This is a genomic window from Shewanella sp. SM69, from assembly GCF_025653985.1.
Classification (GTDB): domain Bacteria; phylum Pseudomonadota; class Gammaproteobacteria; order Enterobacterales; family Shewanellaceae; genus Shewanella; species Shewanella oncorhynchi.
Window position 1 is genome coordinate 74,550 of the sequence record NZ_JAKKRV010000004.1, and the last position, 22,751, is coordinate 97,300.

Here is a 22,751-nt window from a genome sequence, read left to right on the forward strand (position 1 = left end):
ATGCGTCTATTTACAGTAAAACTGCTCCTTGGAGCAATCGTACTTATCAGCACCCAGGCCAATGCACAAAAGGTGTTACTCGATGCCCATTGGAAGGTTGTCAAAGATGAAAAACAGGCTCAATACTATCTAAAAAAATCGACCGAAGTTATCGACGGAAATTATAAGGCTGAAGTTTATTACAAAAATAACGATATGCTTTTCTGCGCCAGTGCCCTCGCCGATAACAAAATTGGCAAAACCCTCACAAGCGAACAATTTCGCGGTGCTTATCAATGCTACTTTGAGGATGGCAAGCCCTACGAACAAGGCTTTCGCAACGAGCAAGGTCAACTTCATGGCCTGCTCAAAAAATATATCGCCACGGGTCAATTGTATGTTGAATCGCACTATGAAAATGGCGTTAAACAAGGCCTTGAAACGGGTTACTGGGAAGGTGGGAAGATCCGGTACAAAACGACCTATAAAGATGGCAAAGAGGTCGGTATAAGCGAGCTTTTTGATAGCGAGGGCAAGCTTAGGGGCAAAGTCTGTAATAGTGGTACTTGTGTTACCCAGTACTATGACAATGGCAACTTACACGTCGAAATCCCTATGGTGGATGGGCTTACACATGGCAACGAGACCAATTGGGGCTTTGGTAAAATCATTTCGACCCAAGCTTATGTCAAAGGTAAGAAACACGGGGATTACTTCGAATATTTTGACGATGGCAAGGTAAAGCGCCACTACCGCTACCACAATGATTATAAAGTCGGTGAACAACTGGATTACTTTAAAAATGGCCAGATAGCCCAAAAGGAAATCATAGAGGCGCCATGGAATGTGAAGTTATCAATTAAATACAATGAAAAGGGCGAAATGCTCAGTTCAACCGAAGAAAAACACCAAGACAACAACTGGGTTTACCGTAAGCATCAACGCTTTAGTGAAGGTCAACTTACCTCTAACATAGAAGAAGACAAGCTTAAAAAATGGGTCCTCAACGAAATATTTGAGCAAGGTGAGTTAATTAGCCGCAGCGAGCATATCGATAACCAATTGACCGGTTTATATCTGCAAACCCTAAACCGTAGTCAAACTGTAAAAGTGATTACCCGCGAGTATTTTAAAGAGGGTAAGCGCGAAGGCCCCTACGAGATGCTGAAAATTAACCATGAGACAGGGGAGCAGTGGGTGGCCGAGCGCGGCCAATATGCCAATGACAAGCCCGTTGGCGCTTGGAAGAAACAACAAGAAGATGCCACCCTCACCTTTAGCTATGATGCCCAAGGCGAGCTCGATGGTGAGTTCCGTAATGAGACAAGTTCTGGGCAATTGCTTGAATTAATCAACTTTAACCATGGCAACCCCGAAGGATTAGTACAACGCTACGCCACTGACGGCCAATTGTATGAAAAGGGCGAATACCGCAATGGGCAACAGGATGGCGACTGGGTGTACACCCATGGTGAGTTCGGTTTCAACCCAATGCCAAATCCTGAGAGACACTATTGGTACGGACGCTTCGACCAAGGTAAACAAGTCGGCCACTGGGAACTGCGTAATACCGAAGACTATGTGCTTGAAATAGCGAATTATGACGAGCAGGGCAGGCTTCATGGTAAACAATACGAATTTAGGGATAATGGCTGGATAGAAGTGATCAATAGCTTCCATCATGGCAAGTTTTTAAATCGGGAAATACCGCCGCCGGTGATTACCTCGGACCATGTTTTCCCTATTTTTTAGCCTAAGCATATTCGCTTAATCGATTAACTTAACCCTTGGCGCTGTGCACTGTGCACTGTGCACTGTGCACTGTGCACTGTATATAAGTGCACAGCCCGATAAATAAACTCAACAGCAAAAAATTAGGATTCTTGTATAGGCTGCAAACCGCGCGGCCTTAAGACCCAGAACAGAGCAAGGAATCAGCATGTTCAATACGCCATTTCGCTTTATCAGCCTCGCGATTGCGGGAGCCAGCTTAACCAGTGTCCATGTACAAGCAGCGCAAAATCTCTCCTCCATGATGGTCGAAATCCGCCAACAGGACGGAATTCCCAGCTATTACAATCTCGCCACTGGCATGCCCTTAAATGGCGATATCGCCATAGTGCGCGATAACCAAGGCTATACCTTAGGGCAGTTTTCCGAGGGGATCCCTAATGGTAAATGGCAAGTATTTCATACCAATAACAGCAAGCTAGTCGAAGGAAACTATCAGCAGGGTTATCAAAATGGCACTTGGCATATGTTCGATTTGAGCGGCGCCGTTACTGAGGAACAGCAATTTGCCAAAGGCGTGCCCACGGGCGAATTGAAGGAATACAACAGCAGCGGCCATCTCAGCCAAACGACGCGCTATAAAGACGGTAAAAAGGAGCAAGTAAAACGTTTCTATGCCAGTGGCAAACTGCAAGCCCAAGAAAGCTACCTCGATAACCTGCGCCACGGGAAATGGGAAAGTTTCTATGAAAACGGAACCTTGTCCCAAAGCCAGAGCTATGCGAACAACCAACTCTCAGGTTCTTATTTAGAACAAAATCCCAATGGACAAGCCACAGTGACGGGCCGCTTCGATGCAGAAGGCCGTCGCCAAGGAGCATGGGAAACCTTTTTCGATGACGGGACTAAATCGAGCAGCAGCCAGTTTAATCTCAATCTGCTCGAGGGTGAAGAACGGACATTTTACCCCAATGGTGAACTCGCCAGCCGCTGCCAATATAGCGCTGGGCAACGCCAAGGGAAATGCCAGCAATTTAATGATGCAGGTAAATTACAAGTTGAAGAACAGTATGTTAATGGTGCATTAGACGGGCCACAGCAATATTTTAATGCCGAGGGCATTCTCACCAGTGCTCTCAACTATAAACAGGATCAACTCGCCGGTACGCAAAAATATTTCCACAACAACGGCCAACTTAAAGAATTACGTAACTACCAAGACTCAAAGCAGGCTGACAATGGCCAATACCCGCTTCATGGACCATCGGAGCGTTATGATGCCGAAGGTCATCTGCTCGAAAAAAGCCACTACGACATAGGAATTAAGGATGGCCAATTTGAGCGCTATCACGCTGGCAAGCTGCAATCCTCCGAGCAATGGCGACAAGGGCAGCGTCACGGTGAATCACGCCGTTACCACAACAATGGCAAGCTGCGGACGCTAGATCAATACGTTGAAGGTAAACCAACAGGGAAATCAGAAACCTATTTTGACGACGGCACAGTGAGTGAGCGCGGCGAACGTATCGATGGCCAATGGGTCGGAAAATATGAGTCATTTTACGATAACGGTAAACCTCGGGAAGTATCTCACTACGCACGGGATAAAAAAGACAATGCCAGTCGTTACCCTCTTGATGGCCATTTCGCCCGCTGGTATGCCAATGGTGATCCCAATGAAGAAGGCACATATCAAAACGGCAATAAAGAAGGCCTATGGATACAGTACAGCGAAGGCCTGAAACAACGGGAGCAAACCTTCGCCAATGGCAAACTTAATGGTAACTATGCAGAGTATTACCACGGACGCCGCCGTGTGACAGGGGAGTATCTGGACGACCAAAAAACCGGTCTGTGGACGGATTATCGCTACGAAGAAAAAGACCCTACCTATGGCACAATCCCCGAGGGGAATATCCAGCAAAAAAGCCATTGGCAGGAAAACAAGCGCCACGGAATTCGAGAGTTTTACAGCTTTAAGCAAGTGGTTTACCGCTCAGAAACCTATGATAAAAATGATAAAACAGGCCCATATGCCGAGTACTATCCCAACAATGGCCAGCTAAAACTCAGCGGGGCTATGGATAAAGGTAATCAAACTGGATTGTGGGAAAGCTGGTTTGAGGACGGGATGCAAGCTGCTAGCACTGAGTTTTTAGACGGTCAAAGCCATGGCCAAACGAAAGAATATTACAGTAACGGCCAACTCAAATTAGAGGCAATTTATGCTAAGGGGTCGCTTGATGGTCAAGTGAAGCAATATCACCAGAACGGTAAGCCAGAACTCGTTGAAACTTGGGTGAAAGGCCAAAAAGAAGGCGATGCCAGCTATTACCACAACAATGGCAAGTTAGCCGAACAAGGCACTTATCTTAGGGATCGCAAGGAAGGTCTATGGCAAAGTTTTTGGCCTAATGGTGAAAAACGCACTGAAGGCAGTTATCTCAGCGATCGAGAATCAGGGGATTGGAATCATTATGATCAACTCGGCAAGCTGATTAAAACAGAACACCATGGCTAGCCTAAAAATGGGGTTTTAGATTAAAAAGCGATCTAGTTCAAACATTTATCCTTAACTCCAAATCTAAAGGAAGTTTCATGCAAAGTGTGCCATAACCAGTGTCTATACTAACGGCCTTTTTTTTCGTTTAGGACAAATTGCCTATGAAGACATTTATGAAAGACGAGTTAGCCCTGCTACTGGGAATACTGACCTTAGTATTCTTTAAAACCGGTGGCGATAGCTTACTCGCCGATGGCACCGCCCTCTCGACCTATATTCCCGTTTCACTCGCCCTATTGGGTGTAGTGACTTGGGCCATTTTCTCTGTGGTACGCCACTCAGATGCACTAGCGATTAAGCTTGGCGATCCCTATGGCACCTTAATCTTAACTTTATCGGTCATTTCACTCGAAGTGGTGATGATCTCCTCCGTGATGCTGACCGGAGAACCCAACCCTGTCATGGCGCGCGACACTATGTTCGCCGTCGTCATGTTGATCATCAATGGCTTAGTAGGCTTTACATTATTACTTGGCGGCTGGCGTTACCATACCCAGCATTTCAATTTAGATGGCGTAAAATCCTATCTCGTGGCGATTATTCCCCTCGCCCTACTCTGTTTAGTACTGCCCAATTTTACCGAAGGTGGCACTATTGGCGGCATGTCTAAAGCCATGTCTTGGATGCTGATCATTATTTCGATACTGCTCTATGGCGTCTTTTTAGTGGTACAGACGAAGAGCCACAGCCATTTCTTTGTCGATGCCGATCATGAAGACCATGAGGAACACCACGGCATACTGCGCAGTAATGCTTACCATACGATTCTATTAATTGGCTACTTACTCGTGGTCATTTTGCTGGCAAAAACCTTAGCTATGCCCATCAATTACAGCGTAGCAACCCTAGGCGCTCCACAGGCATTAGGGGGCTTTATTGTGGCCTGCTTGATTTTATCCCCCGAAGCTGTGGGAGGCTTTAAGGCCGCGTTAAACAATCAATTACAGCGGGCGATGAATCTGTATTTTGGCTCAGTGCTCGCGACGATTGCACTCACAGTCCCTGCGGTATTAATTATTGGCAGCGTGATAGATCAAGAAGTCCATTTAGGCCTGTCACCCGCCGACATGGTGCTGTTAATCACCAGTTTAATGGTCTGTAAGGTCAGCTTTAGTAGCGGTCGCACCAATGCATTGCATGGCGCGACTCATATAGTCTTGTTTATCGTTTACTTGTTCTTAATGTTTGAACATGCCTAAACTTTATTAAATCCAAGGCCGAGCGTGATTTATTTGCGTCTCGGCTTTACGCTTTTCTCATCCAGATTGACCCGCAATAAGAGTACAAACCAGACTAAAGCGCCAACAACAAACCAGATAAAAATCCACACTAACTTATGGCCATTACGAGCCTCAAATGGTTCAAATTTGGGCATAAAAATCGTTTGATGTTCAGCTTGATAAAGCGGACTTTTTTGTGCGGCGCTGAGCAACTCTGAACGAAGAGAGGATGGGGCTAATCGTTCAAGGTAAACAAAACTCTGGGGGTCCAACTCATTGAACTCATTTAGGGATTTAGCCAAAAATGCTTTGAATTGCGCTTCTTTCTCATTGGGTTCAAGTCGATTACTGATCTCCTGCTGATAAACTTTACCATACCAAGCGAGGGCCTTAGCATGCCAACTGTCTGCACGCTCTGCAAAAATCGGCATAGCGATATACAGCGCCATATTTAAGTGGCTACTATGTTTACCTGTAACCTCTAGGCTTCGCTGCAAACCAATTTGCGTCTTATCAATATAAGATTGCTGCAACTGATAATACTGAGTATTTTTATGGAGATACAATTCTTGTATCGATGCTAATTGCGTTAACTTCCCCGTGGTAGTCTTGAGATATTCCTGCGCAACGATGCAAGGAACAGCCATTAATTGCACCGCGATCAATAAATAGAAAAAGCGCGAATTATCTTTAACAAACTTGAGTCGTTTTAGCCTAGGTCGGATATAAATGATCGACAATAGCCAAGACAGTATCTGCGGCAGCCACAAATTAACGATATCTTCATCTAGGCTAAAAAACTCAAGGTTAACCAACAACAGCCAATGGACAAAACTGTAACCAGAAACAAATAACAGGCTGAGAAATAAGAAGGGAAAATAGATAAGTTGAATTTTTTTTAAAAATACATCCACACGAATGTCATCCTTGAGAACATAAAATAACGACTATGGTACGCTCAAATCCATCATAAATTTACCAAAATTGAGTAGCAACTCAAAGCGTTAAAACATAAAGGCCAGATTGATTGCTCATCTGGCCTGTTAAATTTGTACTTTTATAAAGCTGCAACCGAGAAACTAGGTCTCACTCAACTTAGCTAATTGCTGCTGGCTACGTTGTTTCTTGTATTGCTTAGCTTCAGCAGGAATAGGAGTGACTTTGCCAGTCTCTAGCCAGTTACGTAAACGGTTAGCATCCGCAATATGAGTATATTTGCCGTAAGCATCGAGCACGACAAATGCCACTTGGCGTTTTGCCATTTCAGTACGCATCACAAGGCAGTGCCCCGCAGCATTCGTAAAGCCTGTTTTGGTTAGATGAATATCCCAGTTATCTTTATAAACCAAACGATTGGTATTACGAAAATCTAAACTGTATCTTGGGTTGGCAAAGGTAACCGTCTTCTTCTCGGTCGAACTCAGCTGGCCTAGCATAGGATACTTTTCACTGGCCTTGAGTAAGACAATCAGATCACTGGCACTCGAAACGTTTTTATAGGATAAACCTGTAGGTTCAACATAGCGGGTATTTTTCATTCCCAGCGCTTTTGCTTTGGCATTCATCGCCTTAATAAAAGCTTTATGACCACCGGGATAATGATGTGCAAGACTTGCAGCTGCACGGTTTTCTGATGACATTAAGGTCAGCAATAACATTTCTTTACGGCTGATTTCACTGCCGATACGAACTCGAGAATAAACACCTTTCATTTCTTTGGTATCACGGATGTTTACCGCAAGCTTTTGCTCCATAGGTAACTTTGCATCCAGTACCACCATAGCTGTCATCAACTTAGTGACAGATGCAATTGACATTACTGCATTAGGATTATTGGAATAAAGCACTTCATTGGTTTTTAAGTCCACGACTATCGCACTACGTCCTGCAATTTCTTGCTTTAATGGTGCTTGCTTCGTTTTTGCTGTCGATTGAGTTTTGGTGCTTTTATATGCGACAGAGGCCGAATCGGCTGAATGCGCTGTCGTGGCAACGGTGAGACTGCTGCACGCAAGAATAAAACTACTGAGCAGAAAACGGATCTTCATATAGATTTCACTGAATAGATAAGGGATCGATTGTGCTATGGCACAGGTTTTGGCTAAGTATAGGAGTTCTACAGTGAAAGAAATAGAATGCAATTAGACTTTTATCAGTAAGATCAGCACTTTCTTCTCAATTTTTTTATATAAAACCAGCTTAACCTGTCACCAATTCAGAGCAATAAAGCATCTAGATCTAGGCTTTTCAATTACAGTAGAGACAAAATCTTAGAAAGAGGCTTTTTTCAGTAGAATAATTTAAAATGAAAATAATGGGCGACTTTTTGCACTTTTAACAAAAGTCCCTGTACAACAGTGGTTTCAAGCATCTAAATACGTCATTTTAGGCGAATGAAAGCGTTAACATACGCCCTAAAATGTCGCGTTATAGCATCTTATCCGCTAGCGTAAGACAAATTCGAGTAAAGCTTCAGTATCTTCACACTCTTGTATCAGTTGGTCTGTCAGCACAAAGCCGTGTCTGAGCAGCACTCGCTGTGAAGCTAAATTATGTTTAGCCACATGGGCAAAGAGGGGTCTTAAACTGACTAAAGGCAAAAATTGCGCTAAGGTCTGTGTCGCGATACCTTTGCCCCAATATTCACGGTCAATCCAATACCCTATAAGCGCTTGTCCATCACTTTGCCAATGCCCAATATTGCCCACAAACTTGCCATCGACCACTATCGCCCTTGGCAATACATTTACTTGTCCCAGAATATTTTGATGCCAATGTTTAAAAAATGCTTCTCGATCTCGAGGAGGAAATTGAGCAAGCTGGTTAGCAATGGGATCGCTTTGATGCACAAAAATAGCTTCAAGATCACTTTCAATAATCGGGCGTAAACTCACGCTGTATTGCGTGTTTGGTTGTTTGTCTGACTTACTAGACATAGGTATCACCATTAATACTATGTATTTCAACTTGGTACAGCATGCCACATTTTATGAAGGTAAGCTCAAAAAAAAAGCGCATAACCGAGAAGGAGTTAGCGCTCGAAGAGGCAAATTTGCCGAAATTGAGGTGTGTAAATTCAAGTCATAAAACTCACACGATAGCATTCAAAGCCTAGATAAAAATCAATGCAAAAACGGGTGCGCCTAACACCATAGCGATACCAATAAAAATCATAGTCAAACTGGCGATAACGCCCTCTTGCTTGCCGATTTCATTGGCTTTTGCGGCGCCTGCACCATGGGCAGATGCGCCTAGAGCAACACCTTTACCTAACGAAGTACGAATACGCATAAATTTAAATAGTGGCTCGCACACCAAGATGCCAATGACGCCTGTAATTAACACCATCATGGCCGTCAACTCAGGCACGCCGCCAAAGGCACTGGTCGCCTCCATCGCGAAGGGCGTCGACACCGAACGTACCAGCAAACTCTTAGACAATTCCACCGGCAAGGGCACAAACTTCACCAACAGCCAAGAAGACATCATCCCCAGAAACAATCCGGCCGTTACACCTAACCCTATCGTCAGCGGATACTGGCGGATCAAGTTACGCTCACGATAAATCGGCAAAGCAAAGGCGATAGTCGCGGGCGCTAACATGGCCATCAACCAATGGGTGTATTCAAAATAGGTTGGCAGCGGGATCTTAAGATTAAACACCAATAAGGTAATCACTATTGGCGCTAACACTATGGGCGCTAACCACCAGACTCTATGGTACTTATAGAGACGCTTGGCACCGAAGTAACAGAATATTGTCAGCAATAAGCTGAATAAGGCTAATCCGGTCTGCGACAACACAAAATCCACCACTTTTGAGTCAGTCATCATTAAGCCGCCTTAGCGTGGCGACGGGCTTGCTTTTTGATGTTCAGTTGGCGCTCAAAACGAAACACTCTATCGACCACAAAGCCTGTACCAAACATCACACACACACTGCCCATCACTAAAGTGAACAATATATTGGTGCCGTATTGCTCAAACAAACCTTCGTACTTAATAACGGATATCACTGGCGGGATGAAAAACAGCAATAACTCACCAATCAACCAAGCGGCGCCCAGTTGTACGGCATTTTCAGGAATGAGTTTAAAACCTAATAAAAATAAGAGTATGCCTAAGCCAATCACACTCCCTGGAATAGGAGAATGTGCCCAAGTGGCGAACCAGTGACATGCGAAGGACAGTAAACAGAAGAGGCCGATTTGGCTTAATAACAAAGCCCAATGTCGACACTGACGTATTGCGGCTTGTGGGAATGACATGATTTTCTCGGTTAGAACAAAGTTTTCTATAGGGCTATTCTAGGCTTGCCTATTTGATAAAAAAAATGAATATTAAGAATGTAATGCATGAATTTTAAGAATACATTTAAAGGTGAACCTTAATGGACCTCAAAGTTATCCGCTATTTTATCGAAATCGTCGATGCTGGAGGCTTCGGTAAAGCCAGCGAAAAAGTCCATCTCACCCAACCTGCACTATCAAAAGCCGTACGCCAATTGGAAGAGGAGCTAGACCTCATCTTACTCGAACGCGGTAAACGCGGCACCCAAGTCAAACTCACGCCCGCGGGCGAAGTTGTTTATCGACATGGCAAAGAGTTACTCGCTGGCCGACAACGCATGCTCGCTGAACTCACGGCCCAACGCAGTTTAACCGCGGGCGAACTCAATCTCGGATTGGCTCCTCTAGGGAGTGCCGAAATTTTTGCCCCGATTATTGCCAAATATCGCCAGCAATATCCGCAGATAGAGATGCACTTACTCGTCCGTGGCGGTGTAGAGCAAACCGCGGCAATCCAAAAGGGCGAAATTGAACTGGCCACTGGGATTATTGATTTTGATGAGGGTTATGACGGCATACGCGTGTTTAACGATCCTATGGTAGTAGTGCTGCCTAAGGAAAATCCGTTATCCACCCGACAGATATTATCGTTTAGCGATCTCAGTGCCGACCCTCAGGTGATGTTCGAAACCGAATACACTCTCTATCAATTAGTGCTCAATGCCTGCCGACACGCCGGATTTGTCCCTAAAAACATTACCCGCGTTAGCCAAGCCGATTTCGGGATTGCCTTAGTCGCCGCGGGCACAGGGGTTATGGTATTACCGCGCTCCATCGCGCGGCGCTACAGCGTGTCAGGCGTCGTAAATATCCCGCTGGCGAGTGACGAGCTGCGCTGGGAGTTATCCCTCTTTTGGCGCAAAGACCAAGTATTGTCCTTCGCGGCTCAAGCCATGATCGCCTTAGTCGAGAAGCACTTAACCCATAAATAACCCTATTCTTACCAAGGAACCACTAAGCTTAAACGCACTAGCGTATCGCTATCCCATGGCAGAATAGGCAAATACTCAGCCGAGTTAACATCGACTTTGGCATAGTGGTCTAAATTGTATTGCGTGTGCTCAGCGCTCAGCATTAACACGCTATTAGGCCGCCAAAAATCGGTTTGGTAACTCAGCTCAAAGCGATATTGATTCTCTAACCATTGGTCTTCGTCTTGCCAGGTTTGTGCGGCCACTTGCATATGTAGCTTAGGCGTCACATTAGCCCCTAAACTTCCCATAAAGGTATAAGCAAACGTACCATTGCCAAAATCGCCACGATCGTAACCTCGAGTTCTAGGCACATCGTCATCGATTTCGAGATAATAATAACCCGCACCCGCCTTGAACTGGGCTTGTAATGCTTGCCCATCAAAGTTAGCTGTCAGCCCAGGAAATACCTTAGCTTGTTTCTCAACCGAGCTAACTGTATTACGCTTTCCCTGTAAATCGAACTGCCAACCGAATGAAAACGCGGGATTAACACGATAAAGTTCTCCGCTCGCGGCATAGGCAGACTTAAACCACACAGGGATATGGTCAGGGTCGAGTTTATCGACATCTACGTCTATATAGGCATCCAGCGCCGCCGTCAGCAAAATATCGCTTTGGGTTTTATGTTCTAACAATAGACTCGCATTTACCCCTAAGGTGTGAGAATCCTCGACCACAAAATCATGGCTGCCTAAGCTGTAATGCCACTGAGTTTGCTCTTCGGCCTGCAGTGCACTCGATAAGCACAGGGCTAAACACACTAATGCTGAGTTGAGATAGTTCACTTTTGACTCCTGAAACATCGTTTCTAGCTTGATAATCAAATCAGCCAGAGGATTAAACTGCATAAAATAGGAATAATACCAACTAAGGTTGCCGTTAAAGAGCGGCTAAACTAGCCAATTTAATCAAAGAATAATAGGCGATAGTTCAAATTATGACACTCTCATTGAGAAGCCGCTAATAAACACCACAGAAGTATAGATAGCCAAAAACCTAACAGTAACAATAGTTATAGACCAAAGCACAATAATTCAACCCAGAAAAAACAACTTACACACAAATTTGTACAGGAAAGCAGCGGGCCTCAATCTTGCAACTGAAAACCGCAAAATAGAAATGAATTTTTAATCAATTTAACAGCATAATTATTGACACTTAATGCTCATCTGCCTATAGTCGCCACACTGATAGTGAAATCGAACAAGAGAGTCTTAAATGAAAAAGTCCATGTTATTAGGCGGCCTGACCTTAACTGCCACCTTGTTGTTAGCTGGATGCGGAAAAAGCGATGACGTGTTAGTCGTTGGCACCAATGCCGCCTTCCCTCCTTTTGAATATGTTGGCGGCCAAAGTGGCGATGAAATCAAAGGCTTTGATATCGATCTGGCCAAGCAAATCGCTAAAGATGCGGGCAAGACGCTGAAAGTCGAAAATATGAAGTTCGATTCACTGATCGTCGCACTCAACTCAGGCAAGATTGATTTTATCGCCTCAGGCATGACGATTACCGCTGAACGTCAAGCAAACGTCAACTTCTCTGAGCCTTACTACGAAGCGACTCAAGTCGTACTAGTCAACAAAGATAACGATAGTATTCATACGCTTGAAGATATTAAAGGCAAACACTTTGCGGTGCAGTTAGGCACCACCGCTGACATTATGTCGAAAAAATACACCCAAAATATCACCGCCTTTAATACGGGTTTCGAAGCCATTATGGAGCTTAAAAATTCAAAGGTAGATTTAGTGTTATTCGACAGCGAACCTGCCGCTAACTATCTGGCTAAAAATCCTGAATTAAAGATGATCAAACTGGATTTTCCTGCTGAGTTTTATGGTTTCGCCGTGTCGAAAGAGCAGCCTGAACTGTTGGCGAGCATCAATAAAACACTGGCTAACATGAAAGCTGACGGCCAATATCAGACGCTCGTTTCTGCCCATATAAAGTGATATCAGCATGATAGACGCAATTAATACCTCGCTGTTTAGCCCGATTGGCGAAGATGGCATGATAGGCATACTGCTGATATTAAATGGTTTGAAAGTGACATTAATCGTCACTTTCTTCGCCATGTTATTAGGCGCAGTGTTAGGCATTGGCACCACCTTTATGAAGATGTCGTCTAGGTGGTATATCCGCTTCCCCGCCAATCTTTATGTCGGTGTGATCCGTGGCACCCCAGTAGTTGTGCAATTAGTGATCCTTTACTTCATCGTGCTTTCAGCCTTAGATGTCGATAAGATCACCGCCGCTATTATCGCTTTTGGTCTCAATAGCGGCGCGTATATTTCTGAGATAATCCGCGCGGGGATTCAAGCCGTTGATAAAGGTCAAACCGAAGCGGCACGTTCACTTGGCTTGTCCCAAGCAATGACCATGAAGTCGATTATTCTGCCCCAAGCGATTAAGAATATTCTGCCCGCACTTGGTAATGAATTTATCGTGCTCCTCAAGGAAACCGCCGTCATTGGCTTTATCGGTGGTGTTGACCTTATGCGCGCCGGTGAAATCATCCGTAGCCGTACCTTCGAGGACAGTGTGCCCTTATTTACCTGCGCCCTTATTTACCTATTCCTGACCTACAGCTTCACATTTGTGCTGTCGAAATTTGAAAAGAGGTTGAAACAAAGTGATTAAAATAACCAACCTGCATAAAAACTTCGGCGATAACCAAGTGCTCAAGGGCATTAGCGAGCATATTCGTCAGGGTGAAGTGGTGAGCGTGATCGGCCCAAGTGGCAGTGGCAAGAGTACCTTTTTACGTTGTATTAATCTGTTAGAGCAGCCAAGCCAAGGCGATATCGAGATTGAAGGTCAATTGATCACAGCGCCAAACGCCTGCGTAGATAAACTGCGGCAAAAAGTGGGCATGGTGTTCCAAAACTTTAACTTGTTCCCCCATAAAACCGTCATCCAAAACATCACCTTAGCGCCCATCAGCCTAAAACTGATGACGCCAGCTCAAGCCGAGACCAAAGCCCTCGACCTACTGGCACAGGTTGGTTTAAGTGACAAAGCCAATGCCTACCCCGCCAGTTTATCAGGCGGCCAAAAGCAAAGGGTCGCCATTGCCCGCGCATTGGCCATGGAACCAGACTTGATGCTGTTCGATGAGCCAACATCGGCACTCGATCCCGAAATGGTCGGGGATGTATTAGACGTGATGAAAGACTTAGCGCTAAAGGGCATGACCATGGTCATTGTCACCCACGAAATGGGCTTTGCGCGTGATGTATCCGATCGGGTGATCTTTATGGACGGCGGTTATGTAGTCGAATCTAGTCCGCCAGATGAGCTATTCACCCATCCGAAAGAAGCCCGTACCCAAGCATTTTTAAGCAAAGTATTGCGTTAGCTTAAGCGGCTTAAGTCCTGTCCCTCATGCTCACTGTCATGACCTTTATAAGTACGTTCAGTGAGCAAAGGATTCAAATTAGGATCCCAACATTCAACGTTCATGACAAAGACTAAATTAGACAAGTCAGGATACAATCATCTTTCACAACACCATAAAAATTATGTCGTTGAATTAACAGGAGTTGAACTAAAGCTAAATAGCCGTTTATCTGTTCAGGGAGTTTATTGTCATTGTGTCTCCAGCGACACGCCATGAATATGTCCTTATAGGCTCGACGGCGACATCCATGTCGCCAACGCTCACTGGTGACCCAATGCCAATTTTAACTACCAGTTTTGCTATATATACGTAAAAAGCTAGTAGACATAAATAGGTTAGAATTCTTGCTCTAATCTATGATTTTCGAATTAAAATTGCTATGGATTAACACCGCGCTCTGGACAAAGCGCAGCGTAGGTTTGTCCCAGAGCGCCTTGTTATGCGCTTGCCGCTTCACTTAAATCAATCTCCATTGGAATCTGATATGAATTTGTGTAAAGGCTAGCTTTAAATGATGCCCTCGGCTTGATCAGGACTTTTCCATCTTTTACTGAAATTGTACCGACCAGAGGAAATATATCCGATGGTCCCTTAAGATCAACAAACCTTTTAGTGAAAGTAGCACCTGTTTTGTGGTTAATGTATTTTACAAGCCCATGAGATGCTTCGCCATTTGGGCGCAATTTATATGAAACCAGAACCGAATATGACTTAGTATGTTTTGCCTTAACCGGAAGCTCGACCGCAGAACCAAATCTTTCCACCTCGTTTGAAGCAAGCTTGATTTTTTCGGTTTTTTCTATGCTCAACTTACAAAGGTGCTCAAGACACTCAAAGGTACTGCGAATTACAAATTGTTCAAGTTCGGACTCATTTAATGATTTTAATTTCTCAAAATTTACACCACAGTCTATATACCTAAGCCACTTTTCTGGTGTTCTATCGGAAAAAACCATCGTGCCTTCTGGAATAGCATTTGTGTAGTTTACATATAGGTGATCGAATTCTCCGAGGGATAATCCATTTTCACCAAGTATTGTGGCTATACGAGCACCCCAGTAATGAAGCAGCTTAGGAAATTTGAAAAATCTAGAACAACTCGAAGGTAGACTCTTACCTGTCTCATATAGGGAGTCGCTAGCGTAATACCTAATATCTATTAATGCTTTTTCCATTTATATATCCGATCTCTCTTAACGCATAAGCTGCAAACAGCTGCTTTGTAGTGGATTGTTTTGCGGTAGCGTAGCAAAACAAGGAACGAAAAAGCCATCAGGCTGGTTTGCATTGTTATGTGTTACTCACAGAATGGACAAAATAAGTTGTTCATGAAGTCTAGTGGATCAATATTGCAGCTAGGTAGTAGAACCGTAACTCTACCGTGCTTTTGACATTCTATTTCTTGGAAGCCACCTTCTGCTTTTAAAGTACTTATTTCCAGATCGCTCCAGCCGCACCAAGGGCAACATTTTATCTCAGCTTCAGTGATAGCAGCTATTTCCTGCTCCCAGTTACACTCTCCGCAATGGACTTTGCGAATCGTTCTGGCTTCTGTGAGGTTTATTACTTTGGGTCTTTCGAGCATTAAGATTCCCTTACACATAACGTTGGGTATAAGCGGATCCGCGTTAGCGAATAATAAATCAAGCCAACCATTTTAAACCAACAACATAATGCACTTTTGGTTTGCCTTCAACCAGCGATTGCTTTGTTAAGTAACTGAAATCATTAAGCTGTGTGCTAGGCTATATGCAGGGTGAACACTGGAAGCGAGATATTTCGATAATACCTATTCTTGCTCCCAATTATCCCCTTCTCGGCGACAAACATAGTCATAGTAAAGGGTGGAACCAAAGGGCTGAAATTCCATCTCAATGCCGTTTTCGTAATACTGACCATTTTCGCAGTCCATTCTGTCATTAAGTCGTACTAAGGCATCATGAATACCACCACGTCTAGCATTAATAAGCATCTTGACGAGAATCTCTCTTTGCTGGACAGTTAGTGACTTTAAGAACTCATTTATTTCTGAATTTTCCTGCCTGTTTGGATAGCTCCCTTCTTGCAAGACCCATTTTTCAAATACTCCATCATGTAACTGAGCAAACTCGTCAACAAAGCTTTTCCACAATTCAACTGAACTCATTTTTTCTCCTGAGAGCATAACGCAGTGCCCATGCGCGTAAACTTGTAAATGCCGCGGGTCTCGAATGCCTCACTCTGTTATGTGTCTGCTGCTTCATTAAACAAAATCCTGTTTGAAAACGGATCTATTACAGTAAAGCAACGATCGCCCCAAGGCGCATCTTCAATACTAGGTTTGTTGTATTTATATGGCTTAGAAGTCACATGAGCAAATAATTGATCAAGTTCACTCACATTCACAAAAACCTTACAGCCAGGAGTACAGTCGCCTGAATGTTCGCTCAAGTGCAAAACAAAATTACCAAGTGAAACTTGTATATAAATCGGGTAGCCATCCTCAAAGCGATGTTCCCAATCTAATTCCATCCCCAGAAAGCCAAGGTAAAACTCTTTGGCTTTAACTTCATCAAAGATCCGCATAATTGGGATTGTCTGAAACTTCATGCCATCTACTCCATCACACATAAGCTTTGTCTAGTGCGCATAAGCACCCAGTTTCAAATTTTTTTTGAAACTAATACCTGCCTTGATCACATTGTTTTTTACTTAAACCTGCTTAAAATGCTGCCATTGAATTTGTATTCCTTAATGATTTGGAGCCGTTACATGAGTGATTTAAGTTTCTTCGCCAAAAAGCGCTACACCACTAAGGCCTTTGATCCAACTAAGACGATTCCTGCGGATAAAATAGCAGAAATCAAAACCTTATTGCAGTACAGCCCATCATCGACTAACTCACAGCCTTGGCATTTTGTGTTAGCGAGTACGGCGGAAGGTAAAGCGTTAGTTGCCCAAGCGACCGAAAACTATGCGTTTAATACCCAAAAAATTCTCGATGCTTCCCATGTACTCGTACTCTGTGCTCGTGCTCAACTAGATGAAGCACACTTACTGCAAGTGCTCGAGCAAGAAGCGAAGGATGGCCGCTTTGCTAATGAAGAAGCCAAGCAAGGCCAACATAATGGCCGTTCTTTCTTCGCGAATATGCATAAATTTGAGCTGAAAGATGCCCAGCATTGGATGGAAAAACAAGTCTACTTAGCGCTTGGCACTTTAATGCTCGGTGCAAGTGTATTAGATATTGATGCGTGTCCGATCGAAGGTTTTGATGCCACTAAAATGAATCAAGTCCTAGGCTTAAGAGAGCAAGGTCTATGTGCCTGCGTGGTTGTCGCCTTGGGTTATCACTCAGAAAATGATTTCAACGCTAAATTGCCTAAGTCTCGCTTAGATCAAGAAGTGATCTTCACCGAAATCTAGTCCTTCACTCTATGTAAAAATAAGCATGCCCTTGATTTTATGTGATATAAACAAGGGCATCATGTCTAAAGCTAGCCCTCTCTTAACTGCCTTCCCCTAAAACCTCACTGCTGTTAACGGCTTATTTACGCCGAGAAACCATCTAAAGTAGGAGTAAACCATCACGGTATTGCTCTAAAATTCATCTTTGCCTACACTTTGGCTCTGTGGCATAGTTTGCGGCTCAACTTAGTGAATGATCATTTATCGTCGCCTTTCGAGTCATCTTTGTTGCAGCACAGCGGTTTTATCAGCGCATTGGTAACACTCACAATTTAGGATGGGACAGTCAGTATGTTATTTGCCAAACCCTCACTCACTGAAGAACCTCAATCGATTCGAGTTGCAAACACTAAGGGCGATAACCCACTGATTTGGCCGTTGCTTACGGTTTTACAAGCCTCAAATCAAAGTTGGAAAATCCATCACTTAGCCACTGAATTACAAACCCAAGGGCTGATCCACCAGCTTGATGAAAATCCGGGTAACGATTTATTCAAACGTAACTTCCTGCTGATGAACGCCCTGTTTGAGCTACAGGAAATATTACTGCCCAAGCAATGGCTACAAGTCAAAGCCATGGAAATTCAAATCTTCCGCTTAGTACCATCAAACGTTAACCTGCTGATAATGCAAGATACTTCCCTGCGTGAGTATTACCTTGATTGGAATAACTACGACACCAGCGAAAACGTAGTACGAGAATTACTTGAGGCATTCTGGAGCAATTATAAGAGCTATATTGGCTTAAATATCAATCTGATGAACAAAGGTAACGCGCTGCGAGTTTTCGAATTAGACGAGAGTGCTACCGCCCGTGATATCCGCAAGCAATGGCGTCGTTTAGCGCTCAAATGGCACCCAGACAGACCCGATGGCGATGCGGCGCGTTTTCGCGAGGTGTGCGAAGCTTGGCAGTCGCTTAGGGATATTGCGTAAGAATTTAGCCAGTGGTGATGCAGAACAGGGCTTTAATCAACATGCACCGACTTAGCAATGCGATCCTGCCTACAGTCCTGCCAAATCTAAGGTAAAACTTCCATTTAGATCACAGATTTAGCCTACTAGCTTCATGCCAATTCAGTCATAATTAAGCCTTTCCATTTAACCTGAACCTATGTGTCAACGCTGCCATTTTGGCTAGCTTAAATCCTAGGTTGAAGCTCACTCTATCTCTTATGTTGACCGTTGAATACCAACGATAACAACGACTGACATTGTGAATTCAATCCCACCGAATTTGAGGAAACTATGATTAAACAATTAGCCTTGGCTGTAACCTTAGCGATTGCACCATTGAGCACCTTTGCCGCCAATTTTGTTGAAGGCACACATTACACTCAAATCTCGACCAAAGCGCCTAGCAGCGAACCAAAACTCACTGAATTCTATTCATTTTATTGCCATAACTGCTTCAATATGGAAACCAACTATTTGCCTGATATCAAGGCGAACCTCAACAAACAGATAAGTTTCGACAATAAGCATGTCGACTTTATGAATAGCGACATTGGCACCGAAGTGATGCGTTCATTAGCCGTGATCCAAAGCGTTGATAACAAAGACGCCTTAACCCATGCCATGTTTACCGCAATCCAAGGTGCTGAGGGCGCAAACGGCCACGATCACAGTGCACCTGGCCATCAGCATGAGCCGCAAATTAACAGCCGTGATGACATCAAAAAAGTCTTCGCCCAATTTGGTGTCGATGCTGCTAAATACGATGAATTAGCCGATAGCAAAAGCACTAATGAAAAGCTTTCCCTGTGGCGCACCCAGCAGAATGAATTCAAAATCGACAGCGTACCCGCCTTTATCGTGAACGATAAATATGCGGTAAATTTAAACAGCATCAAAACCTTAGATGAGTTAATTGGGTTAATTAACTACCTTGCTGTTGAGAAAGATGCCGCCCCCGCTAAAACCTCATCGGGTGGCAGTCTAGGCTGGTTATTTCTAGTCTTCGCCGCCGCAATTGGTGTGACCCGTCAGCAACGTCTTAGCTAATTTAAAACAATCGTTGAAATAAAAAATGGCCTCCAAATTAGGAGGCCATTTTTATGCGTGTTCAATCCAAGCTATCGATATAAGCGCTCAATATGGGTTCTGCAGTTTATTGCCGAATAAAATCAAGAATATGGCTCGCTGCCAAGACGAGATGTAGGATCAAGAAACCAATAAAAGCCTGCGCAAAGACTTGATGATAACCACGCCATGTCAGTGCCGTTGGCGTCCCTTGAACGATAAACCAAACGAGGCCCGTAACCCCTGTAGCCACTAGCAACAGCATGCCGATACCTTCTATGGCACTAAACAGCCCTTTGCCACCAGCGACGGGGAATTTGTTTTTAGCAAGTCCAACAATATCTTGCTTTAACTGTGCCCAATCGCCCGCCAACCAGCCAAAGTATTGGTGCCACTTGCCACGCAAGGTATTGCTGAGTAAAAAAAGAATCCCAAGCACAGTGCACGCTAAACCTAAATATACATGCAAATAATCCCAAAAACTGGCGTTATCGGGTATCCGTCGGCCCATAAAAATCCACGGACTGGAACACACGAGTAAAATAGTCGACACGACAATCCACACATGCAGTTGCGCCATAATGACTCGGGATAAGGAGCGAAGTTTAGTCATCATACTGATCATATTTAATGCTCCTTTGCCCTTGTGACTAAGGCATGCATACCGCTTTCAGGGCGCGAATAGAATAGGGCTAAATGAAGCACCGAAATTTGATATCAAGCTTAAGCGCTGTGGATCTGCTCACCAAACTCAGTCACTTTCTGCCAATCCGTATATTCAACATTAGTAACAGGGTCCGTAGGTCCTTTCGTTAACCACATGATGAAACGGATAATATTTCTATCTAAAGCGTTATAGCCTTGGTAATTCAAGTTACCCCCAAAAACGCGCAGCAATTGTGGCCGCCAAGTGGTTTTACTTAAAAATGCCTGCATGTAAGGATTGGTCTCTGGGGTGTTTTTCTCGGGTTTACGTGCCACTAAACTGACAGAGAAAAAACCACTGACCTTATCCGTCAATACGGCTTGATGCTTTTCAATAAACTCGTACAAACTTGGGTTATGTTTACCATGGCGAATACTGGCGCCTATGATGATTTTGTCGAACTCAGTGAGCACTGGAGCGGCCTTGATATCGGCAGTAACCACTTCATTACCTAAAGCCATTAACTGCTGTGCGAGCTTTTTAGCAATCTTTGAGGTCTGGCCGTGAACACTAGAGTAAATGATAAGAATTCTTTTCAATTTAGCCTCGATTAATCCCAAGCAAAATAACAATAAGCGGCCTAGAAAAGACGGTGCAGGCGACTTAATTTCGACTCTCTATGCCCGTTTGGCATATCAAATGACATCACAACGCTCAGACTAAATGCGCTAAAAGTAGCAATGGACACCCAGAGTCATTGGCATTCCAGTGGAATTTAACTTGGTATGCAAAAGTAAAATGACAATTATGATATTTCATACTAGGTGATTTACCCGCCAATTTACATGAAATAGATCACGGGCTTAGCGCCAAACACCCCAAGTATATGCGGTAGTTTTAACTGCCTCACAAAAATAACGCCTTAGGTATATTCTCGCTTTAGCGTCTTTGTAACCTAGGGAGTTAATTCGTCTAAACATTGTTACAAAATTGAAAGGGATAAGTCACACCTTATATAGCCAACCTAAGAAAAAAGCATTAGCATTTGAACACTTATCGCCTGAGTCCCTTATCCATGAAAGCTATTCAAGCAAAAGATCCTAAAGCACTCTTGCTGTGGATGACCTTTGTTATGTCACTCGTGTTTGCCGTTTGGCAGGCATTGCTCAACAACTTCGTGATTGAGAAAGCCCAATTCACTGGTGCTGAAATCGGCATGTTACAAAGCCTGCGCGAAATCCCCGGCTTCTTGGCTTTTACGGCGATTTTTGTGCTGCTGCTCATTCGAGAACAAGCCTTCGCCCTGCTCTCGCTCGCCATTTTATGTATCGGCGTAGCGGTAACAGGTTTCTTTCCTCAGGTCATAGGCCTATATCTAACGACTGTGTTGATGTCTGTCGGATTTCACTATTTTGAAACCATCAACCAATCGCTAACGCTGCAATGGGTCGATAAAAAAGACGCGGCGGGTTTTATGGGTAAAGCACTGGCGTGGCGTTCGGCGGCCGCTTTAGTCGGTTATGCCAGCATTTGGCTAGTAATGACTTGGTTGAAGCTAGACTACCTGCATATGTATTTGATTATAGGCGTATTAGGTCTCATCATTGTGCTAACCATAACATGGTATTACCCCAAGTTTGAGACAACGGAAATACAACACAAAAAAATCATACTACGTAAACGCTATTGGCTCTATTACCTGCTCACCTTTTTTTCAGGTGCAAGGCGGCAAATCTTTATGGTATTTGCGGGCTTTATGATGGTTGAAAAGTTTGGTTATAGCGTCAGTGAAATCACTGCGCTGTTCTTAATCAACTATGCCGTTAATCTACTTTTTGCGCCTGCTATTGGTCGTTTGATTGGACGTATTGGTGAGCGTAATGCGCTTACTGTGGAATATATCGGACTCATCTTAGTCTTTATCAGCTATGCCCTAGTCGAACAAGCCAATATGGCGGCAGCACTCTACGTTATCGATCATTTACTGTTTGCGATGGCAATTGCGATGAAAACCTATTTTCAAAAAATCGCCGACAGCAAAGACATTGCCGCCACTATGTCAGTCAGTTTCACCATAAACCACATAGCCGCAGTGATTATTCCTGTGCTTTTGGGCTTATTATGGTTAACCGATCCCGCCTTTGTATTTTACATAGGGGCGGGCTTTGCCGTATGTTCGTTACTGCTAGCGCTGAATGTTCCGCGCCATCCTGAACCGGGTAATGAAACCTTATGGTCTTGGCCAACTAAAAGTGCGAAATCAATCGCTAAAGTCGTTAAATAAAACGGCATAATAACGAACCAAAGAATTGGCTTAACGAGATGCTCAAACTAAAGAGATGATCATCTAAAGTAAGCTACAACCGAATGTAAGAGTTCACTAAGCCCACACCTCAACCACAGTGCAGGCTCAAGGATT

22 protein-coding genes are annotated in these 22,751 nt (G+C 44.0%); 11 read left to right on the forward strand and 11 right to left on the reverse strand.

The features are described from left to right. From L5M37_RS07775 to L5M37_RS07785, 3 genes are all read left to right on the forward strand, one after another. Positions 1 to 1,731, forward strand: a complete 1,731-nt coding sequence (locus L5M37_RS07775; protein WP_263200019.1) for a toxin-antitoxin system YwqK family antitoxin — start codon at positions 1 to 3, stop codon at positions 1,729 to 1,731. A gap of 187 nt (positions 1,732 to 1,918) precedes the next feature. Beyond that, positions 1,919 to 4,231, forward strand: a complete 2,313-nt coding sequence (locus tag L5M37_RS07780) for a toxin-antitoxin system YwqK family antitoxin (RefSeq protein WP_263200020.1) — start codon at positions 1,919 to 1,921, stop codon at positions 4,229 to 4,231. Between the two features lie 143 nt (positions 4,232 to 4,374). Further along, the gene (locus tag L5M37_RS07785; RefSeq protein ID WP_025008445.1) at positions 4,375 to 5,472 is read left to right on the forward strand and encodes a calcium:proton antiporter; all 1,098 of its coding nucleotides are present in this window, start codon (positions 4,375 to 4,377) and stop codon (positions 5,470 to 5,472) included. Positions 5,473 to 5,501: 29 nt separating this feature from the next. Here L5M37_RS07785 and L5M37_RS07790 read toward each other — a convergent pair whose 3' ends face one another. From L5M37_RS07790 to L5M37_RS07810, 5 genes are all read right to left on the reverse strand, one after another. Beyond that, a complete protein-coding gene (locus L5M37_RS07790) occupies positions 5,502 to 6,407 on the reverse strand; it encodes a hypothetical protein (protein ID WP_263200021.1) in 906 nt (301 codons plus the stop codon). Positions 6,408 to 6,572: 165 nt separating this feature from the next. Beyond that, on the reverse strand, positions 6,573 to 7,541 hold the full coding sequence (pbpG, locus tag L5M37_RS07795; RefSeq protein WP_105251600.1) for a D-alanyl-D-alanine endopeptidase: 969 nt from the start codon (positions 7,539 to 7,541) through the stop codon (positions 6,573 to 6,575). Positions 7,542 to 7,937: 396 nt separating this feature from the next. Beyond that, positions 7,938 to 8,429, reverse strand: a complete 492-nt coding sequence (locus L5M37_RS07800; protein WP_198571830.1) for a GNAT family N-acetyltransferase — start codon at positions 8,427 to 8,429, stop codon at positions 7,938 to 7,940. Between the two features lie 175 nt (positions 8,430 to 8,604). Beyond that, positions 8,605 to 9,324, reverse strand: a complete 720-nt coding sequence (locus L5M37_RS07805; protein ID WP_263142698.1) for an LrgB family protein — start codon at positions 9,322 to 9,324, stop codon at positions 8,605 to 8,607. 2 nt (positions 9,325 to 9,326) lie between these two features. Beyond that, complete coding sequence (locus L5M37_RS07810) at positions 9,327 to 9,761, reverse strand: CidA/LrgA family protein (protein ID WP_028761649.1); 435 nt, start codon at positions 9,759 to 9,761, stop codon at positions 9,327 to 9,329. A gap of 122 nt (positions 9,762 to 9,883) precedes the next feature. Here L5M37_RS07810 and L5M37_RS07815 point away from each other — a divergent pair, with 122 nt between their 5' ends. Next, on the forward strand, positions 9,884 to 10,774 hold the full coding sequence (locus tag L5M37_RS07815) for a LysR family transcriptional regulator (RefSeq protein ID WP_113938996.1): 891 nt from the start codon (positions 9,884 to 9,886) through the stop codon (positions 10,772 to 10,774). Positions 10,775 to 10,782: 8 nt separating this feature from the next. On the opposite strand, the gene L5M37_RS07820 is transcribed toward L5M37_RS07815, so the two are convergent. Next, a complete protein-coding gene (locus tag L5M37_RS07820) occupies positions 10,783 to 11,601 on the reverse strand; it encodes a hypothetical protein (RefSeq protein ID WP_263192298.1) in 819 nt (272 codons plus the stop codon). 433 nt (positions 11,602 to 12,034) lie between these two features. Here L5M37_RS07820 and L5M37_RS07825 point away from each other — a divergent pair, with 433 nt between their 5' ends. The 3 genes from L5M37_RS07825 to L5M37_RS07835 are packed head-to-tail and all read left to right on the forward strand — an operon-like array spanning position 12,035 to position 14,175. Continuing rightward, on the forward strand, positions 12,035 to 12,769 hold the full coding sequence (locus tag L5M37_RS07825) for a basic amino acid ABC transporter substrate-binding protein (RefSeq protein ID WP_011847627.1): 735 nt from the start codon (positions 12,035 to 12,037) through the stop codon (positions 12,767 to 12,769). Positions 12,770 to 12,776: 7 nt separating this feature from the next. Continuing rightward, positions 12,777 to 13,457 (forward strand): amino acid ABC transporter permease, encoded by a 681-nt coding sequence (locus tag L5M37_RS07830; protein WP_263146404.1) that lies wholly within the window; start codon positions 12,777 to 12,779, stop codon positions 13,455 to 13,457. Further along, positions 13,450 to 14,175: an amino acid ABC transporter ATP-binding protein gene (locus L5M37_RS07835; RefSeq protein ID WP_106649618.1), complete on the forward strand. Its 726-nt coding sequence runs from the start codon at positions 13,450 to 13,452 to the stop codon at positions 14,173 to 14,175. The genes L5M37_RS07830 and L5M37_RS07835 overlap by 8 nt, the downstream gene beginning before the upstream one ends. Positions 14,176 to 14,654: 479 nt before the next feature. Here the strand turns inward: L5M37_RS07835 and L5M37_RS07840 are convergent, their stop codons facing one another. The 3 genes from L5M37_RS07840 to L5M37_RS07850 all read right to left on the reverse strand — a co-directional run bounded on the left by L5M37_RS07840 (position 14,655) and on the right by L5M37_RS07850 (position 16,806). Next, the gene (locus L5M37_RS07840) at positions 14,655 to 15,392 is read right to left on the reverse strand and encodes a hypothetical protein (RefSeq protein WP_168822632.1); all 738 of its coding nucleotides are present in this window, start codon (positions 15,390 to 15,392) and stop codon (positions 14,655 to 14,657) included. A 614-nt stretch (positions 15,393 to 16,006) separates the two neighbouring features. Next, positions 16,007 to 16,363, reverse strand: coding sequence for a DUF6547 family protein (locus tag L5M37_RS07845; RefSeq protein ID WP_014611206.1), 357 nt, complete (start codon positions 16,361 to 16,363; stop codon positions 16,007 to 16,009). Between the two features lie 77 nt (positions 16,364 to 16,440). Beyond that, on the reverse strand, positions 16,441 to 16,806 hold the full coding sequence (locus L5M37_RS07850; protein ID WP_263200022.1) for a VOC family protein: 366 nt from the start codon (positions 16,804 to 16,806) through the stop codon (positions 16,441 to 16,443). Positions 16,807 to 16,968: 162 nt separating this feature from the next. Here L5M37_RS07850 and L5M37_RS07855 point away from each other — a divergent pair, with 162 nt between their 5' ends. From L5M37_RS07855 to L5M37_RS07865, 3 genes are all read left to right on the forward strand, one after another. Further along, complete coding sequence (locus L5M37_RS07855; RefSeq protein WP_028761757.1) at positions 16,969 to 17,622, forward strand: oxygen-insensitive NAD(P)H-dependent nitroreductase NfsB; 654 nt, start codon at positions 16,969 to 16,971, stop codon at positions 17,620 to 17,622. Positions 17,623 to 17,955: 333 nt separating this feature from the next. Further along, positions 17,956 to 18,600 carry a DNA-J related domain-containing protein gene (locus L5M37_RS07860; RefSeq protein ID WP_006082872.1) on the forward strand — a complete coding sequence of 215 codons (645 nt, stop codon included), beginning with the start codon at positions 17,956 to 17,958 and terminating at the stop codon, positions 18,598 to 18,600. A 312-nt stretch (positions 18,601 to 18,912) separates the two neighbouring features. Beyond that, positions 18,913 to 19,668 (forward strand): DsbA family protein, encoded by a 756-nt coding sequence (locus L5M37_RS07865; protein ID WP_105251591.1) that lies wholly within the window; start codon positions 18,913 to 18,915, stop codon positions 19,666 to 19,668. A gap of 106 nt (positions 19,669 to 19,774) precedes the next feature. Here L5M37_RS07865 and L5M37_RS07870 read toward each other — a convergent pair whose 3' ends face one another. Together L5M37_RS07870 and hemG are read right to left on the reverse strand one after the other, a co-directional pair. After that, complete coding sequence (locus tag L5M37_RS07870; RefSeq protein WP_263200138.1) at positions 19,775 to 20,302, reverse strand: cytochrome b/b6 domain-containing protein; 528 nt, start codon at positions 20,300 to 20,302, stop codon at positions 19,775 to 19,777. Between the two features lie 107 nt (positions 20,303 to 20,409). Beyond that, on the reverse strand, positions 20,410 to 20,931 hold the full coding sequence (hemG, locus tag L5M37_RS07875) for a menaquinone-dependent protoporphyrinogen IX dehydrogenase (RefSeq protein WP_263142638.1): 522 nt from the start codon (positions 20,929 to 20,931) through the stop codon (positions 20,410 to 20,412). 476 nt (positions 20,932 to 21,407) lie between these two features. On the opposite strand from hemG, the gene L5M37_RS07880 reads away from it, so the two are divergent. Further along, entirely contained in the window at positions 21,408 to 22,616 is a 1,209-nt protein-coding gene (locus tag L5M37_RS07880; protein WP_263200023.1) for an MFS transporter, read from the forward strand. Positions 22,617 to 22,751: the final 135 nt, after the last annotated feature.